This is a genomic window from Curtobacterium sp. PvP017 (assembly GCF_054060195.1).
The window spans coordinates 148,788-164,108 of the sequence record NZ_JBSSCY010000007.1; the positions used below are offsets into that span (position 1 = coordinate 148,788).

The 15,321-nt window shown below is 67.8% G+C and carries 17 protein-coding genes and 1 pseudogene; 9 read left to right on the forward strand and 9 right to left on the reverse strand.

The annotated features are described in order from the left end of the window. Nucleotides 1-12: 12 nt before the first annotated feature. A complete protein-coding gene (locus ACVKXF_RS14535; protein ID WP_456796152.1) occupies nt 13-759 on the forward strand; it encodes an SDR family NAD(P)-dependent oxidoreductase in 747 nt (248 codons plus the stop codon). Between the two features lie 62 nt (nt 760-821). On the opposite strand, the gene ACVKXF_RS14540 is transcribed toward ACVKXF_RS14535, so the two are convergent. Then, nucleotides 822-2,000, reverse strand: a complete 1,179-nt coding sequence (locus ACVKXF_RS14540; protein WP_456796153.1) for an SGNH/GDSL hydrolase family protein — start codon at nt 1,998-2,000, stop codon at nt 822-824. 186 nt (nt 2,001-2,186) lie between these two features. On the opposite strand from ACVKXF_RS14540, the gene ACVKXF_RS14545 reads away from it, so the two are divergent. Continuing rightward, entirely contained in the window at nt 2,187-3,584 is a 1,398-nt protein-coding gene (locus ACVKXF_RS14545; protein WP_456796154.1) for a family 20 glycosylhydrolase, read from the forward strand. Between the two features lie 74 nt (nt 3,585-3,658). Here the strand turns inward: ACVKXF_RS14545 and ACVKXF_RS14550 are convergent, their stop codons facing one another. Continuing rightward, nucleotides 3,659-4,600: a LysR family transcriptional regulator gene (locus ACVKXF_RS14550; protein ID WP_456796155.1), complete on the reverse strand. Its 942-nt coding sequence runs from the start codon at nt 4,598-4,600 to the stop codon at nt 3,659-3,661. Nucleotides 4,601-4,719: 119 nt separating this feature from the next. Between ACVKXF_RS14550 and ACVKXF_RS14555 the strand changes: the two genes are divergently transcribed. Further along, nucleotides 4,720-5,706: a putative oxygenase MesX gene (locus tag ACVKXF_RS14555; RefSeq protein ID WP_456796156.1), complete on the forward strand. Its 987-nt coding sequence runs from the start codon at nt 4,720-4,722 to the stop codon at nt 5,704-5,706. Further along, the gene (locus ACVKXF_RS14560) at nt 5,703-6,752 is read left to right on the forward strand and encodes a methionine synthase (RefSeq protein WP_456796157.1); all 1,050 of its coding nucleotides are present in this window, start codon (nt 5,703-5,705) and stop codon (nt 6,750-6,752) included. Before ACVKXF_RS14555 ends, ACVKXF_RS14560 begins: the two co-directional genes overlap by 4 nt. 129 nt (nt 6,753-6,881) lie before the next feature. Here ACVKXF_RS14560 and ACVKXF_RS14565 read toward each other — a convergent pair whose 3' ends face one another. Beyond that, on the reverse strand, nt 6,882-7,280 hold the full coding sequence (locus tag ACVKXF_RS14565) for a hypothetical protein (RefSeq protein ID WP_456796158.1): 399 nt from the start codon (nt 7,278-7,280) through the stop codon (nt 6,882-6,884). 420 nt (nt 7,281-7,700) lie between these two features. On the opposite strand from ACVKXF_RS14565, the gene ACVKXF_RS14570 reads away from it, so the two are divergent. The 3 genes and pseudogenes from ACVKXF_RS14570 to ACVKXF_RS14580 all read left to right on the forward strand — a co-directional run. Further along, complete coding sequence (locus ACVKXF_RS14570; protein WP_456796159.1) at nt 7,701-9,683, forward strand: alpha/beta hydrolase; 1,983 nt, start codon at nt 7,701-7,703, stop codon at nt 9,681-9,683. A 214-nt stretch (nt 9,684-9,897) separates the two neighbouring features. Next, nucleotides 9,898-10,266, forward strand: a complete 369-nt coding sequence (locus ACVKXF_RS14575) for a hypothetical protein (protein ID WP_456796160.1) — start codon at nt 9,898-9,900, stop codon at nt 10,264-10,266. 2 nt (nt 10,267-10,268) lie between these two features. Continuing rightward, a pseudogene (locus tag ACVKXF_RS14580) lies at nt 10,269-10,379 on the forward strand (methionine synthase); the annotation flags it as partial. A 178-nt stretch (nt 10,380-10,557) separates the two neighbouring features. Here the strand turns inward: ACVKXF_RS14580 and ACVKXF_RS14585 are convergent. The 3 genes from ACVKXF_RS14585 to ACVKXF_RS14595 form a co-directional block, all read right to left on the reverse strand. Next, on the reverse strand, nt 10,558-11,055 hold the full coding sequence (locus ACVKXF_RS14585; RefSeq protein WP_456796193.1) for a hypothetical protein: 498 nt from the start codon (nt 11,053-11,055) through the stop codon (nt 10,558-10,560). Between the two features lie 55 nt (nt 11,056-11,110). After that, on the reverse strand, nt 11,111-11,707 hold the full coding sequence (locus ACVKXF_RS14590) for a hypothetical protein (protein ID WP_456796161.1): 597 nt from the start codon (nt 11,705-11,707) through the stop codon (nt 11,111-11,113). Between the two features lie 107 nt (nt 11,708-11,814). Next, nucleotides 11,815-12,123, reverse strand: coding sequence for a hypothetical protein (locus tag ACVKXF_RS14595; RefSeq protein WP_456796162.1), 309 nt, complete (start codon nt 12,121-12,123; stop codon nt 11,815-11,817). Nucleotides 12,124-12,141: 18 nt separating this feature from the next. Here ACVKXF_RS14595 and ACVKXF_RS14600 point away from each other — a divergent pair, with 18 nt between their 5' ends. Together ACVKXF_RS14600 and ACVKXF_RS14605 are read left to right on the forward strand one after the other, a co-directional pair. After that, a complete protein-coding gene (locus ACVKXF_RS14600; protein ID WP_456796163.1) occupies nt 12,142-12,546 on the forward strand; it encodes an SdpI family protein in 405 nt (134 codons plus the stop codon). Nucleotides 12,547-12,554: 8 nt separating this feature from the next. Further along, nucleotides 12,555-12,980: a hypothetical protein gene (locus tag ACVKXF_RS14605; protein WP_456796164.1), complete on the forward strand. Its 426-nt coding sequence runs from the start codon at nt 12,555-12,557 to the stop codon at nt 12,978-12,980. A gap of 186 nt (nt 12,981-13,166) precedes the next feature. Here ACVKXF_RS14605 and ACVKXF_RS14610 read toward each other — a convergent pair whose 3' ends face one another. Genes ACVKXF_RS14610 through ACVKXF_RS14620 form a run of 3 tightly spaced genes read right to left on the reverse strand, consistent with a single transcriptional unit; the run spans nt 13,167 to nt 15,317 of the window. After that, nucleotides 13,167-14,756: a glycoside hydrolase family 32 protein gene (locus tag ACVKXF_RS14610; protein WP_071293193.1), complete on the reverse strand. Its 1,590-nt coding sequence runs from the start codon at nt 14,754-14,756 to the stop codon at nt 13,167-13,169. Further along, a complete protein-coding gene (locus ACVKXF_RS14615; protein ID WP_456796165.1) occupies nt 14,746-15,072 on the reverse strand; it encodes a preprotein translocase subunit TatA in 327 nt (108 codons plus the stop codon). Before ACVKXF_RS14615 ends, ACVKXF_RS14610 begins: the two co-directional genes overlap by 11 nt. A gap of 32 nt (nt 15,073-15,104) precedes the next feature. Next, entirely contained in the window at nt 15,105-15,317 is a 213-nt protein-coding gene (locus tag ACVKXF_RS14620) for a twin-arginine translocase TatA/TatE family subunit (RefSeq protein WP_071293194.1), read from the reverse strand. Nucleotides 15,318-15,321 lie beyond the last annotated feature (4 nt).

The window sequence follows — 15,321 nt, forward strand, 5'->3', positions numbered from 1 at the left end:
AAGGAGGACACCATGACCGGTGCACTGCAGGGTAAGACCGCGCTCGTCTCGGGCGGAACGTCGGGGATCGGCCTCGCCGTCGTCCACCGCTTCGTCGACGAAGGAGCGCACGTCTTCGTCACCGGACGACGCCAGGAAGCACTCGACACCATCCGCGAGGAACTGGGTAACGCCGTCACGCCGATCCGCGCGGACACCACCGATCCGGACGGCATCGCGACCGTCTTCCGCGCCGTCGCCGAGCGAGGGTCCGGCCTCGACGCCGTGCACGTCAACGCCGGGATCGGCGAGTTCAAGCCCCTCGCTGACGTCACCGCGGAGGACTTCGAGGCGACCTTCGGCACGAACGTCCGCGGTACCACCCTCACCGTGCAGGGCGCACTGCCGTTCCTGCTCGAAGGATCCGCGATCGTCGTCACCGGGTCGACGGCAGCCTCCGGCACGGAACCGTCGTTCGGGCTCTACGGCGCGTCGAAGGCCGCGATCGCGACCCTGACCCGCACCTGGGCCGCGGAGCTCGCACCGCGACGCATCCGGATCAACACGGTCGTCCCCGGGCCCACCGAGACGCCCGGGCTGAAGGGTCTCGCTCCGGACAACGGCGACGCGCTGCTGGAACAGATGGCCGACGGGATGCCCCTCGGTCGACTCCTGCGTCCGGAGGAGGTCGCCGCCGCGGTCCTCTTCCTCGTGTCCGACCAGAGCTCCGGCATGACCGGAAGCGAGCTCCTGGTCGACGGTGGCAGCACCATCGCCTGAACCGGGCCACACGGCGGACGGGAGGCACGGTGCAAGCTGGCGCCGCGCCTCCCGTCCGTCGCTCAGTCGCCCTCGTGCGCAGCCAGGGTGGCGAGTACGAGCTTCGTGATCCGACGCTGCCCCTCGTCGTTGGGGTGGATGCCGTCCGTCGAGTAGATCCCCGTCCCGGAGGTGTCGGCCTCGGGGAAGGTGTCAGCCATGCTGACGTACGCGGCGCCGCCCTTCGCCGCGGCACGCTTGATCTCTGCGAGGTAGCTCGACCACGGCTCCGCCATGCCGTCCGTCATGCTCGACGCCGGCGTGAACTCGCCGACCACGAGCAGCGAGGGCTTCGTGGGCAACGCCGCGAGCGTCTCGAGAAACGCCACGTACCGGGCGCCGAGCTCGTCGGGTGTGAGGTTCGCCGCGTCGTTGCCACCCAGCGTGATGGTGATGAGGTCCGGAGCAGCACGACGCATCGCCGTCAGGAAGCCCTCTTGGTCCTTCGTGAACGTCGCGATCGTCGATCCCGAGTGCGCGGAGTCGTAGCGGTGGATCCCCTTGTCCCGGTCACCGTCGTAGATCGTGAACCCCAGCAAGGAGAACGGCGCGACGGCGGTGACGGTCACTGTGTGCTCCCCGCTCGACAATCCGTCCACCGTCGTGGTCGTCCCGGTGCTGGCGGTCCCCGTCGTGGCCACGGTCGTCGGTGCGGCTCCGTCGACGCTGTAGGTGAAGTCGCCGGACCCGGGGTAGCGCGCCCACCAGATGTCGATCCCGGTGCCCGAGAAGCCGTAGCTCCGCGAAGCGCCCGCCTGCATGGCGACCGATCGGTAGCCGAGGTCGGGGGTGGTGACGTCGAACTGACTCTCCCCCGTGCGCGCCGTCGCCCAGTCACCCCAGGTCGAGTCCGGTGCGTACACGGCGAACTGCGCCGGGAGGTACCCGGCCCCTCCGGTGACCCCGTCGGTCGGGTGCTCCGTGCGCAGCTGGTCGAGCGTGAGGTCCATCCACCGGGTGGAGCGTGACGAGGCGCCCTGCCCCTCGGTGATCGAGTCCCCCAGGGCGACCCAGTTCGCGGGCGCCCCGGTCCGGTCGGCCACGGCGGCGTTCCATGTCGCGAGCGGCTCGGCGACCTCCGGGGTCTTCGCCGCGGAGCACCCCGTCGCGACGATCGACACGAGTGCGACGACCAGGCCTGCGACGAGCCGGGGCGACCCGCGACGCCGACCGCGATCGGTGGTGCGCTCGTGGCCGTTCACGTTGTCTCCCCTGGGTGGGATGTGGTCCGCGACCGGGCGCCGGGTCGGGCAATGCTAACCGCGCAACCCTGGTGAACTACCGTCGTCTTCGTGCCCTCCTCCACCGGAACTCCGGACCCGACTGCCGGTCCAGCGACCGCGCCGCACTCCGTCAGACGGACCATCGCGGTCGGTTTGGCAATCGCCGTGTCGGCAGCAGCTCTGGTCGGCATCCGTGCAACGGCAGGATCCGCGGACACCGCAGCCTCGACGGTGACGGTCACGAAGGTCACCGCGTCCACCACCGTCACCTCGACCGGCAGCGCCGTGCGCACCACCCTGAAGCTCAAGAACACCGCCTCGGTGCGGAAGCCCGCTACCTCAGCTTGGCTGTACCTGTCCACGGGCACCAAGAAGTACACACTCGGCCGGGTCGCGGTGAAGGCGTTGTCCGCTGGTTCGAGCACGACGGTCACCGCAGTCCGCGGGACACCTTCCCGTGCAGCAGCCGGGAAGTACTCGGTCCTCGCCTGCACTGGTGCGTACTCCGCAAAACAGTGCCGCACGTCGACCGCGACCGTCAGCACGAAACCCACGAAACGCACGCGTCCCGAGACAGGCGTGATGCTCGACGTCGCCCGCGCCTACTACCCCGTGGCGTTGATCAAGCGGTACATCGACCTGCTCGACGACAACGGCGGGCGCTTCCTGCACCTGCACCTCACCGACGACCAGAACGTCGGGATCGAGAGCAAGGTCCTCGGCCAGACCCTCGCGAACGCCGATCTCGACCACGGTGTCTACACGAGCCGTGTGACCCATCGCCCGTTCCTGAGCGCCGCGCAGGCACGCACGATCACCACCTACGCGGCGAAGCGGGGCATCGCGATCGTGCCCGAGGTCGACACCCCCGGGCACATGGCTGCCGCCTTCGCCCTGCTCGAGGCGGAACACGGCACGAAGTGGGTCGATCGCATCCGCTCGGGTGCGAGCGAGCTCGACCCGTCAGCACCCGGGAGTCTCGCGCTGGCGACCAAGCTCTACGCGGAGCTGCAGTCGACGTTCCCGTCCAGCCGCGCCGTGCACATCGGCGGCGATGAATGGGGCGACGGCGTCACCGCCGCCCAACGCGTCACGTGGATGAACGCGATGGCGGCCACCCTCGGCAACCGCGAGGTCTGGGCGTGGAACGACGGGATCGATCGCGCTGCGGTCGGGCGCCTGGATCCGCGCATCCGCGTCACCTACTGGAGCTTCGACGGCGACACCGAGGACGCAGCCGAGCGCCGCGAACGCCGAGTGCGACGGGCGAGTGCGGTCGACCTGCAGCAGGCCGGGATCGACCTGCTCAACTACAACTCGTACTACCTGTACGAGGTGCCGACCGACCTCGACCCGGGTGACAGCGAGTACACCGTCGCCGACCTCCGCGAGAACTGGTCACTCCGGGCGTGGGACGGCGACTCCGGCTCGCTGCTCGCAGCTCCGATGTCGGGTGCCGCCGTCGCGATCTGGGGCGAGGACCTCGACAGTCCACCCGCTGACGCGCTCCTGCGGTGGAGCGCGCCGCACGTGACGGCGATGCTCGAGACCGCAGCCTCTTGACGGACGCATGACGGGCCTCCCGGCCGACCGCCGGAACCGCGCGAACCGCGCGAACCGCGCGAACCGCGGCCTGCCTACCCGAGCGGCTCGACGCCGTAGCTGCTGACCACCGCACGCAACTCGTCCAGGTACGTCTGCGCCTGCACGGTGAGGGGCACGGAGGCGTGCGCGATCCAGCCGATCTCGATGCGTTCGTCGACGTCGAGGGGGATGGCGACGATCTCGGGGTCGAGGTCGTCGCTGATGAGCCCGGTCGAGATCGTGTACCCACCCAGGCCGATCATGAGGTTGAAGATCGTCGCCCGGTCCGAGACGCGGATCTCCCGCTTGCTCGACATCGTCGACAGGATCTCCTCCGCCAGGTAGAAGGAGTTGTTCGCGCCCTGGTCGAAGGTGAGCCGAGGCAGGTCGGCGAGGTCCTCCAGAGTCGCGCGCTCCCGTGACGCGATGGGGTTCCGACGGGCCACGAAGATGTGCGGCTGCGCGACGAACAGCGGCGTGAACACGACGCCGGCGTCCCGCAGCAGCTTGCCGAGCACCTGCGTGTTGAAGTCGTTGCGGTAGAGGATGCCCACCTCGCTGCGCAGGGTGCGGACGTCCTCGATGATGTCCCAGGTGCGCGTCTCTCGGAGCGAGAACTGGTACTCGTCCGCAGCCGCTGCCTCGACCATCCGGACGAAGGCCTCCACCGCGAACGAGTAGTGCTGGGCGGACACCCCGAGCAGCCGACGCGACCGCTGGCCGCCGACGTACCGCTGCTCGAGCAGGGAGACCTGCTCGACGACCTGTCGGGCGTACCCGAGGAACTCGACGCCGTCGACGGTGAGCACGACTCCCCGGGCCGAGCGGGTGAAGAGCGGGCGCCCGATCCGCGTCTCGAGGTCCTTCATCGCGGCGGACATCGTCGGCTGCGACACGTAGAGCAGGTCGGCCGCTGCGCTGATCGAGCCCTCCGTCGCGACCTCGATGAAGTACCGGAGCTGCTGCAGGGTGATGTCGTTCGAGACACGGGCCATAGGCCGAGGCTATACCGGTGCATAGCGTCTCGGTATTACCTGATGGCTCGTGGTTCCCGCCATCATCGAGGTACCCCTTCCCCAGTGCCCTCGGGTGCTCGACGAACAGATTGCCGACCATGGCGAACGACCTCACCTTCAGCATCACCCGGACCCGCTTCGACGAGGACTACTCCCCCGCGGACAGCTCCCGGTTGACCACGAACTTCGCGAACCTGGCGCGGGGCGAGCGTCGACAGGAAAACCTGCGTGCAGCGCTGGCGATGATCGACGGACGCGCGAACGACCTCTTGGCTGCCGGTGATCGCTACCGCTTGCAGCTCGACATCGTTTCGGCCTCGCTGCAGTTCTTCGACGATGGAGCGGACGCCGAGTTCCCACTGCTCGAGATGCTCGACGTCACGATCGTCGACCAGCTCACCGGCGAGCACCACCACGGCATCCTCGGGAACAACTTCTCGTCGTACCTGCGCGACTACGACTTCTCGGTGCTGCTGCCGTCATCGCCGGGCTTGCCGTCTGACTTCGGGGCGCTGCACGGGGCGCTCTTCCAGCGCTTCCTGGAGTCCTCCGCGTTCCGCTCGGAGTTCGGTGCCGAGCCCGTCGTCTGCATCAGCGTCTCGACGAGTCAGACCTACCGCCAGAACGGGTACGTCCACCCCGTCCTCGGCGCCGAGTACGAGCACGAGCACTCCTCGCTCACCGACGACTACTTCGGCCCGATGGGCATGCAGGTCCGGTACTTCCAGCCCGCCGGAGCGTCGGCCCCGCTCGCGTTCTACACGCGCGGCGACCTGACCGGGGACTACACGGACCTCCAGCTCATCGGCACGATCGCCACCATGGAGACGTTCCAGAAGATCTACCGCCCGGAGATCTACGCCGCGAACACCCCGGCCGGCAGCACCTACCGCCCCACGCTCGACCACACCGACTTCACGCCCACTCCGGTCACCTACGACCGCGAGGAGCGCAGCCGCCTCGGGATCACCCAGGGCCGGTGGACCGAGGAGCACCTCGTGACGCCGCACCACGCGCTGCTGTCGCGTTTCGCCGCCGAAGCCGCCGTTCCTTCTCTTCGATCGTTAGGACTCGCAACCGCATGAGCACCCTCCTCCCCACCTCGATCGTCGGCAGCCTGCCGAAGCCGTCCTGGCTCGCCGAGCCCGAACGGCTCTGGTCCCCCTGGCTGCTCGACGGCGCCGCGCTGACCGAGGGCAAGCAGGACGCCCTCCGCGCAGCCGTGCACGAGCAGGAGCACCGCGGCATCGACATCATCAGCGACGGCGAGCAGACCCGGCAGCACTTCGTCACGACGTTCATCGAGCACCTCGACGGCATCGACCAGGAGCGCAAGGAGACCGTCCGAATCCGTGACCGGTACGACGCGGCCGTCCCGACCGTCGTCGGTGCCGTGAGCCGCCGGGCGCCCGTGTTCGTGGACGACGCCCGCTTCCTCCGCGCCCAGACCGACCGACCGATCAAGTGGGCGCTCCCCGGCCCGATGACCATGATCGACACGCTCTCCGACCAGCACTACAAGAGCCGCGAGAAGCTGGCGTGGGAGTTCGCCACGATCCTCAACCAAGAGGCACGCGAACTGCAGGACGCCGGCGTCGACATCATCCAGTTCGACGAGCCCGCCTTCACCGTCTTCCACGACGAGGTGCAGGACTGGGGCGTGGCCGCACTCGAACGCGCCACCGAGGGCCTGCGCGCCGAGACCGCCGTGCACATCTGTTACGGGTACGGCATCGAGGCGAACAACAAGTGGAAGGAGACCCTCGGGGCCGAGTGGCGGCAGTACGAGCAGTCGTTCCCGCTCCTGCAGCAGTCATCCATCGACATCGTCTCGCTCGAATGCATCCACTCGCACGTGCCGCTCGAGCTCGTCGAGCTGATCCGCGGCAAGAAGGTCATGCTCGGGGCCATCGACGTCGCGACCGAGACCGTGGAGACCCCGGAAGAGGTGGCGGAAGTGCTGCGTCGAGCGCTCGAGTTCGTCGACGCGGACAAGCTCATCCCCAGCTCGAACTGCGGGATGGCTCCCCTTGCGCGTGGGGCCGCGCTCGACAAGCTCGGGGCGCTGTCCGCTGGGGCGGACATCGTGCGGGCTGAACTCGTTGGCTCGGCCGTTCCGTCTGCGCGTTAGCGTCCCGGTCCGACCGGACGGCTCGCCTCGGCAACGGGGCGGGCCGTCGTTCGTGTCGCGTCCAGCAGGCGCCCGGGTCTGGGTCCGACCGGGAGGCGCGGCTCGGTTCCGGTGGTCAGGTCGCGGTCGTCACTCCTGACTGTCGAGGCTCATCTTCTCGAAGTCCCCCGCAACGCACTGCGAGCTGCCGTCGATCGTGTATCCGCGGGGATCCGCGCGGAAGTCGAAGGAGCTCACCGGACCGCCCCTGCCCCGGACGCCGAGGATCGGGTCCTCGCCGCCGGTCTGGTACCGCTCGGTCGTGACCCCGAGCTCCTTCCAGTGCTGTTCCACCGCCTCGACGTCGGCCTTTGGATCAGCGCTGGCAGCGCGGACCTTGGCGTAGACGTACTGGACGCCGCCGGTCCCGAGGCCGAGTCCGCACTTCCCCAGCCGTGGACCGTCGTTGGGTTCCCAACCGTCACCGACAACGTCGGTCGACTCGTCGACGAACGTGACGATCGACTGCTTCGCTTCTTTTGTATTCATGCCAGACCCTTCGCTGCAACCAGTGAGAACGGCGACCGCGAGCAGGACTGCTCCTGTCGACCGGAGAACGGAGACGGCTCTCCGCCGAGGTTTCTTCATCTGGGCGTTCCTTCCAGACCCTTTCGCTTCTGCGAAATCGGCATGATCAGTTCGTCAATCGTTCGGGCTGTCCGGTCGTGGCGTACGCGACGTTCTGCAGCGACTGCGTGTCCTCGTCGAGATGACCACCGCCGTACGAGGTGGACTTCATGGCCGTGGACGGCCTCGAGACCTGGCGCTCCATCGGCCGCCGAAGCTTCTGGCGTCCTGCTTGCACGCGACACCACATCGGCGTTGATCTCGGCGCGCCCCGTGGATGCTGTCCGGGGTCACCTCCGATGCGAGGGCGGCGAGAAGGGCCTTGCCGCCTCCCCACAGCCGATGTGGATCGGCGGCCCGACAAGCTTTCATGCCACTATGCTCGCCTATTGCCGGGGGGAAGCATTGGGGGATCTCGTGGGCGCGATACCGTTCGACGACGCCGTGGCCGATCGTCTGGCCCGAGCCGCGAAGACTGCGGCTGACGACATGCGGGCGCAAGCCGGCGCGAGGCGTGGAGCTGCTGAGGACGCGGCGCAGGACTTCACAGGCGCCTACGCGGGCCGCTTCACTGAGTCCGTGGCCACAGAAGCCGAGGATCGCCCCAAGCTTGCATCTGTCTTGGACGACCTCAGCGAAGCCGTGGCCGCCGCCAAGGCCGACGCTGAGAAGGAGCGCGCCCGTCTTCACGACCTCGCGGCCTGGCAGAAGCGGCAGGACGATCGACACGCAGCCGAAGCCGCCGCACCGCTCGGACCGCTCAGCCTTCCTCCCGCGCAGCCGTTCGACATGAAGCCCTCGGAAAAACCCGTCCGGCCTGTGCCGATCGAAGCGTCCTTCTCTCCGCGCGGGCGGGTTCGCACTGGCCTGGGCACGGGGACCGGCAGAAGCTCCGCTGATCCATCCACGCTGCGATCCTTCGCGACGACGACCCGAGCAAAGGACGCAGCGTTGTCGGCTCGCGCTGTCTCAGTGAAGAACGCTTGGTCAGCGTTCACCGGCGCCTGTACTTGGGTATCGGTCACCAGCGCGACCTTCGTTGGCGGCTTCGAGCGTCTGCTCGAAGAGAACGAAGCTGACGCCGCGTGGGTGGAACGGATTGCGCAAGCGTTCGAACGCGCTGGCGGAGATGGCTCCTTGTCCAACGTGTCGCTTGACGCCTCGGATGCGAACGGTTTGCCCGCTCAGCTCCAGGGACTGTTCCGAAACGGGCTCACCCCGGCAGAAGTCGCAGCGTTCTGGGCGAGGCTCGGCTACACGAAAGCGGACGAGCGCGACCTCGCCGCTCTCCCGACGAGCGCGCTGAGCAAGCTCGGCAACCTTGAGGGGGTTCCGTACTGGGCGCGCAACACCGCGAACGTCGCCGTACTTGATCAACGTATTGCCGACGCTCGGAACTTCCTCAACGGGCTCAACCAGCCCTCGAACCAAAACCAACCAGCTCGCGCTGCAAATGCTCGGGACCTTCGCGCACTCGAGAACATCAAGACCTCACTGGTCCAGGGGCGACGTGCCGGAGAGCGCTCCCTCATCTCTCTGACGGGCGATCACCCTCCGCTCGCTGCGGTGTCGATCGGTGACCTCGACACCGCCAGGAACGTCACTCTCGCCGTTCCCGGCATGGCATCGAGTTCCGAGAAGATGACCGACTGGGCCGATGCGTCCCAGCAGATCTTCGACGAGCAAGGGCGGGTGCACGGCGAACCCGAGAGGGCCGTCGTTGCCTGGATGGGTTACGACTCTCCCCCCATTCCGGGCGCTGGCAATGTCGACCCCGGTGTCTGGCAGAGCGACTACGCGAAGGCGGGCGGCAAGAATCTCGCAAACACACTGCGAGGGCTTGAGGCCGTCCGCGCTGGAAGCGCGCCGACCACGAACGTCGTCGCGCACTCCTACGGCACGACGACCGCCGCCTTCGCCTTGACCGAGGAGGGCGTCCACGTCGACTCGCTGGTCACGCTGGCTTCCGCTGGGCTTCCTGACTCAGTACCGAACGCCTCGACCCTCCATGCCGATGAGGTGTACGCCGGTCAGGCCGAGTACGTCAATCCCATCACTGATGGCACCATCCCGTGGTTCCGCGAGGGGAAAGGTGACCAGTGGGCCTCGGTCGGACGAGAGTTCAGTGACGATCATCATGTCGATCCCAGTACGCCCGGGTTCGGTGCTCACACGTTCGGCGCGGACGGCGATGGCCCGCTCGTAGGTGTGACGGACCACGGCGTGCATACGTCCCACGACACCGGCTATCTCGACCGCGACACACAGTCGCTCCGTAACGTCGCTTACGCCACGACCAATCAAGAAGGGAAGCTCACGAAGTGAACCCTCAGCATCAGCAACGCCTACGAATTCGCCGACCGCAGGAAGCGACAGCGACTTGGCTCGACGCATGATCCAACGGACTCCCCAGCTGCCGACGGTTCGTTTGTCGGCAACGATCGCCGTAGTCGCGGCAGCGGTATTTTCATTGACGGGATGCAACGGAGGAACCACCGTGGAGAACGAGCAGACCCCTACCCAGGCAAAAGAGGCCGTCATGGCGATCGTCGACGACACCGCGAACGCGGTCGGCGGCGCGTGGTCGGTGGCGAGCGGACCGGCAGTCCAGGGCTGCAATCGCGACAGCGGCGGACGCGGCGCTGCGTACTTCTACACGAAGATGCGGGAGCAGCGCAGCAGCGACCCCGCCGAAGACGTGGCGAACGTCGAACGGCTCTGGAAGGAGAAGGGGATAGAAACCGAGCGATACAAGAGCGGCGGCGCGGATCCGACGCTCGGCCTCCGAGGTGTCGGTGGCCCGATGAAAAGCATCGACTTCCTCGCCGACGAACGCGGCTACAGTCTCGACGCCGTCTCCTCCTGCACCGCTGGCGACGCGGAGGAGCTCCAGCGCAACGGGGAGTGATCCAAGAGGCGCGGGAGCTCGAAGCTGCGGCCGTCGACGTCATCCAGTTCGACGAGCCCGCCTTCACCGTCTTCCACGACGAGGTGCAGGACTGGGGCGTCGCCGCGCTCGAACTGCGGGATGGCACCGCTGGCGCGGGGCGCGGCGCTCGGGAAGCTCAGTGCACTGTCCGCGGGTGCGGACATCGTGCGGGCCGAGCTGGCGAACGTCGCGGTGCCGGCAGCGCGGTAACGGCGCGGCTCCGGACCGACCTGGAGGCACGGCTCGGCTCCGGCAGGCGGGTCACGTCCGTCAGTCCTGGCTGTCCAGGCTCATCCGGTCGAAGTTCCCCACGAAGCACTGCGAGCTGCCGTCGATGGTGTACCCGCGGGGATCGGCGCGGAAGTCCGAAGACTTCGCTGGGCCACCGCGACCTCGGACGCCGAGGATCGGGTCCTCGCCGCCGGTCTGGTAGCGCTCGGTCGTGACCCCGAGGTCCTTCCAGTGCTGCTCCACCGCCTCGACGTCGGCCTTCGGGTCAACGCTCGTGGACCGGACCATGGCGTAGGAGTACTCGACGCCGCGGACGCCCGGGGCGAAGCCGCACTTCCCGAGCCCAGGGCCCTCACTGACCTCCCAGCCGTCCCCCACCACGTCGGTCGAGCCCTCGACGAACGTGACGATGGACTCCTTCGCCTGCTCGGGAGTCTTCCCGATGCCGGCGCTGCAGCCGGTGAGGACGACCACCATGAGCAGTGCGGCTGCGGTCGTTCGGAGGCCGGCGACAGCCCTCCACCGAGTGGGTGCCACGCGGGAGTTCCTCGCAGACCGGTCGGCATCTGCGAGGCGCACCCTCGTCCGGAGATCAGCGCTGCCGGACAGGATCGCTCCACTTCGGGAACGGCTCCGAGACACCCGGCTCGGATTCATCGGGGAAGTCGGCGGGGTCGCGCAGTGCGATCGCCTTGATGAGCTCCGGAGCATCGTGTGCCCAGAACGCCTCGCTGTACGCCCCGAGCGAGTACTGCCCGTTCGGCCGCACGTTCCAGGTCACCCACCATCCGTCACCGGTGTCGGCCCGGACCTCGTGATCCGTACCGACCTTCGCGCTGCTCCAGCGCCACCCTTCTTCATCAAAGTAGCGCTGCATCGGATCGAGGTCCTCCACCCCGCCGGTCGCACCCTCCGGTTCGATGATCCGTACGGCTCGGAACGCGTAGGAGTTCTCGTTGGTCGCACCCTCCGGCGCCTTGCCGAACGCGTCGTCGCCTCCGGGCAGAGGACGGACGTCTCCGCCGTTCCAGTACCACGTGCCGTCCGAGATCTGTCGTTGTGCGGCTGCGAGCACGGCCTGCCCGTGCTCGTACCGCTCGCCAGCCAGCTCGAACTCGTCCTGCAACGAGAGGTCGGCTACCTGCGCCTGGGTCTTGCCTGCTGCGTCTTGCGCGTCCTGTCCGGTCACGTCGCCTCCTCTGCGTGCGCCGCCTGAGGCGCATCCGGTCGTCGTGAGCACCACGGCCGCGAGCATGGTCACGATCGCGCCGCGCAGTCGGCGACGAAGCTTGACTCTCATGGCCCCATCTTCCCGTCTGCGACGATCTGCGCCAGCGTGCGGAGCGTGGTCGAGTCGTTCGAGAGGTACCCGACGTCGTCCGAATCGGAGTCGTGCCACATGTCGTGGCCCGTCACCCCTCTCCTACCCTCGGCTGCTTCCGAGGAGAACTCCTGCACGTCGTCGAACCCGAGCGGATCCGCTCCGGTCGCCATGCCCAGCCACTGACCGACCGGCGCGAGCGGATCGTCCTTCGCGTACACGTTCGCGGCGTGGACGTCGTCGATCTCGGTCCCGCGCGGGAAGGCGACGGACCCGTACGACACGAACGAGTCGACCTAGCAATGGTGTCCGCACTCGCCCTCGAGATCGGCGGAGCGGTCCTCGTGATGTGGTTGACGTGGAGAGCTGCGACCGGGCAGCTCGGCCGGAACTACCTCGCCGGCGTCCGGACGCGCGCCACGATGTCCAGCGACGACGCCTGGCGGACCGGGCACCGAGCGGCGCTACCTCCGACGCTGATCTCGGGCGTGATCACCGTCCTCTGGTGCGCGGTGTGCATCCTCGTGCCCGCGCTCCGCACCCCGCCCCGCCCCGCCCCGGCGATCGTCGCGTCGGTCATCCTCGTGGGCGGCGCAGCCCTCTCCGTTCCTGCTGCCCACCTCGCGGTACGCCGAGCGGCGCTCGAGGATCAGACCGGTCACGAGGACGCGCAGACTGACTCACCGGCGTCAGGCCGAGGGCGTTGACTGCACACATGATCACGAAGGACCAGATCCACGAAGTGGAGCACGCGACCGTCCGAGACCGCGTCGGCGCATCGGTCGGCAAGGTCGCGCAGGTGTTCCCCTCCGACGAGGACGGCAGCGCTGCGTTCGTCAGCGTCGCGACCGGACTCCTCGGGGGTCACACCACGCTCGTCCCGGTCGAGGACGCCACCTTCGACGGCACGGACCTGCACGTCGGGTACACGAAGAGCGCGATCAAGGGCGCGCCGTCCGTCGGAGTCGGACAGACCTTGTCCCCTTCCGAGGCGAACGCCGTCCGCAAGCACTTCGGGCTGTCCCTCGCCGGCAAGGCCACCGGCGACATGGGCGACCCGCACGAGAACCTCGACCAGGCCGGCACCGCTCCGGCTGGCGCAGACGACACCGAGGGCGCGGGAACGACGCCGCCGGCGTGAGTGGTTGCCGGAAAGGCGACATCCCCCTGCGAGCGGACCCCGGCAACCCGGTCCACGTCACCCAGCGATTCGCGTGCCGAGCCCGCGTCGGCGTCGGCGTCGGCGTCTCACCAGACGATCGTCTGGCGGGCAGCGAAGAAGCAGCCGCAGGCCGGAAGGCAGCTGCTGCCTTCCGCCCTGCGCGCGCTAGCTTCCGTATTCGCGGATGGTGATGTTGGAGAACGTTGCGGTGCCGCCGTCGGAGTACAGCGAGATGCCTGTGTCGCCGGCGTCGAAGTTCACCTGGTTGGACAGGACCGTGTAGCCGGCGTTGACGAACACCTCAACGCTCTGCGTGTCGACGAGGATGCGAAGGTGCACGGCGCGGGCGGCGGGGTCGATGGGCGCTGCAGCCCGCGTGTAGGGCGCCAATGCGAATCCTGCACGGTCGGACGGGGCCCTGTCCACGTACAGATCGCTGCCGTACTTGCCGATGTTGGTGTGTCGCGCTCCGTCCGCCGAGCGTCCGACGGAGACTCCGACGTTGGTGGCGTTGGTCCACGTGACGTCGAGCTCGATCTCATACGCGCGGCCGTTGTAGGGCAAGACCACTGAACCGTTGACGGTCTGGTTCGCGATCGGCACGGTGCGCTTCGCGGTGCCCTTGAGCGCCGCGATCGGTGCGCTGAGGAGGGTGTAATGACCATCGGTCTGCTTCTGGAGTGTGATCTCGCGGACGATCGAGTTTTGGCCGTTGTACCCGTCGGATGCGTCGGTGGGGACCTGCCGGTTGGCGTACTTCCAGTTGTTCATCCAGCCGAGGCCGTACCGCTTCGTTGTCGGCGCTTCGTTGGCCGGCCAGGTGACTGCCGCGTACCAGTCCCATCCCCAGTCGAGCCATTGCGGGGTGAGGTTATCCGCCGTGTACGCGGTGCCGTTCCAGGAGCCGGTCCAATACGCGTACGTGCAGGGCAGCCCCTCGTTGTAGGCGTCCATGCTGCCGCTGAGAACCCAGTGCTTGGTGCCGTCATCTGCTGTGATCTGGAAGAGATCGGGGCATTCGATGCCGCCGAGGTTGTGGTCGGGGTAGTCGAAGTTGTGCTGCAGGGTCCAGTCGATGAGGTTCTTCGACGTGTAGAACGCCGCGTAGCGCTGCCGGCCGATGACACAGACCCATTCGTTGCGGGCGTCGTCCCACGCGACCTTGGGGTCGCGGAACCACTCGGCATTGGAGATCTGCGCGTCGGTGGTTGCGGTGCGTCCGTCGGTGTTGACGATGACGGGGTTGGGTCGGGCGGTGAAGGTGAAGCCGCCGTCGGTGGAGTAGAAGAGGTACTGCTCCTGGTACTTTCGCACCCCTCCGGTGGGTCGGGTGGCGAGGGCGATGACGGCACCGGCGCCATAGCCGGCGGTGTTGTTCGTGTCGATCAGGGTGCAACCGGTCCAGGTGGGCAGGTTGGTCTGCAGGGGGATGACGGTGCCCTGGAAGGTGAAGTTGATGCCGTCGGTGGTGGAGACGTGGTCCCACCCGCCGTCCCCGTTGTCGACGTCGGAGTGCAGGTAGTACAGCTGGTAGGCGCCCCGGGTGAAGACCGGTCGCTGCGGGTCCGAGAGCCATCCCGACGGCGGGGTCATGTGGTACTTCGCGCGGAATGATGTCGCTGCGGTCGCTGATGTGGAGGCGGATCCCGCGGTGGCAGCCTGGGCGGCTTCAGCGGGCGCGGCGGTGGCGAGCAGCGCCAGGGCGCCGATGCCGGCGCCCTGGAAGAGAGCTCGGCGGTGGAATTCAGACGTCATCGTTGACTCCGGTTCGAGAGTTGGTTGGTTCCGCAGTGTGGGTGAGCACCGTTGGTTCAACGGCGGGTTCGTGCGGTGTCGGAGGTTGGGTGAGTGCGTCGCGGATGATGCGGCGCGGGTCATAACGGCGCGGGTCGAGTTCTGACCAGTCGATGTCGACTCCGGTCTGCTCCTCGATCTGAGCTTTAGTCGTGTCAGCCCATCCCCGCAGCTGACGCAGGAAGTTGGTGAGCTGTTTGGTGTGGGCGGCCAGCCGAGCCGGTCCGAGACACAACCCGGCGATGACGGCGATGACGAGCAGTTTCTCGACGTCCACGGTGCTTACCCGTCAGCTCGCCGAAAAGCAGCTCACTCGTGCGACGGCACGGTGCCGTCGTGTGCGACAGGGGCGCTGGCCTGGTCGGAGCTCTTCTTGTTGTCTCCGGCGTGGATCTCACTGCGGAAGATGTTGAGCGACTGCCCGAGCCCCTTTGCCAGGGCGGGCAGCTTGGTGGCGCCGAAGAGCAGTACGACGATGCCGAGGATGATGAGCAGGTGGATGCCGGTGAGGTTGCCGAGCATGATG

Coding starts and splice junctions, on each gene's coding strand:
- ACVKXF_RS14535 (WP_456796152.1), top strand. CDS start 13: ATGACCGGTGCACTGCAGGGTAAGACCGCGCTCGTCTCGGGCGGAACG.
- ACVKXF_RS14550 (WP_456796155.1), bottom strand. CDS start 4,600: ATGGCCCGTGTCTCGAACGACATCACCCTGCAGCAGCTCCGGTACTTC.
- ACVKXF_RS14555 (WP_456796156.1), top strand. CDS start 4,720: ATGGCGAACGACCTCACCTTCAGCATCACCCGGACCCGCTTCGACGAG.
- ACVKXF_RS14560 (WP_456796157.1), top strand. CDS start 5,703: ATGAGCACCCTCCTCCCCACCTCGATCGTCGGCAGCCTGCCGAAGCCG.
- ACVKXF_RS14565 (WP_456796158.1), bottom strand. CDS start 7,280: ATGAATACAAAAGAAGCGAAGCAGTCGATCGTCACGTTCGTCGACGAG.
- ACVKXF_RS14570 (WP_456796159.1), top strand. CDS start 7,701: ATGTGGATCGGCGGCCCGACAAGCTTTCATGCCACTATGCTCGCCTAT.
- ACVKXF_RS14575 (WP_456796160.1), top strand. CDS start 9,898: ATGGCGATCGTCGACGACACCGCGAACGCGGTCGGCGGCGCGTGGTCG.
- ACVKXF_RS14600 (WP_456796163.1), top strand. CDS start 12,142: ATGGTGTCCGCACTCGCCCTCGAGATCGGCGGAGCGGTCCTCGTGATG.
- ACVKXF_RS14605 (WP_456796164.1), top strand. CDS start 12,555: ATGATCACGAAGGACCAGATCCACGAAGTGGAGCACGCGACCGTCCGA.
- ACVKXF_RS14610 (WP_071293193.1), bottom strand. CDS start 14,756: ATGACGTCTGAATTCCACCGCCGAGCTCTCTTCCAGGGCGCCGGCATC.
- ACVKXF_RS14620 (WP_071293194.1), bottom strand. CDS start 15,317: ATGCTCGGCAACCTCACCGGCATCCACCTGCTCATCATCCTCGGCATC.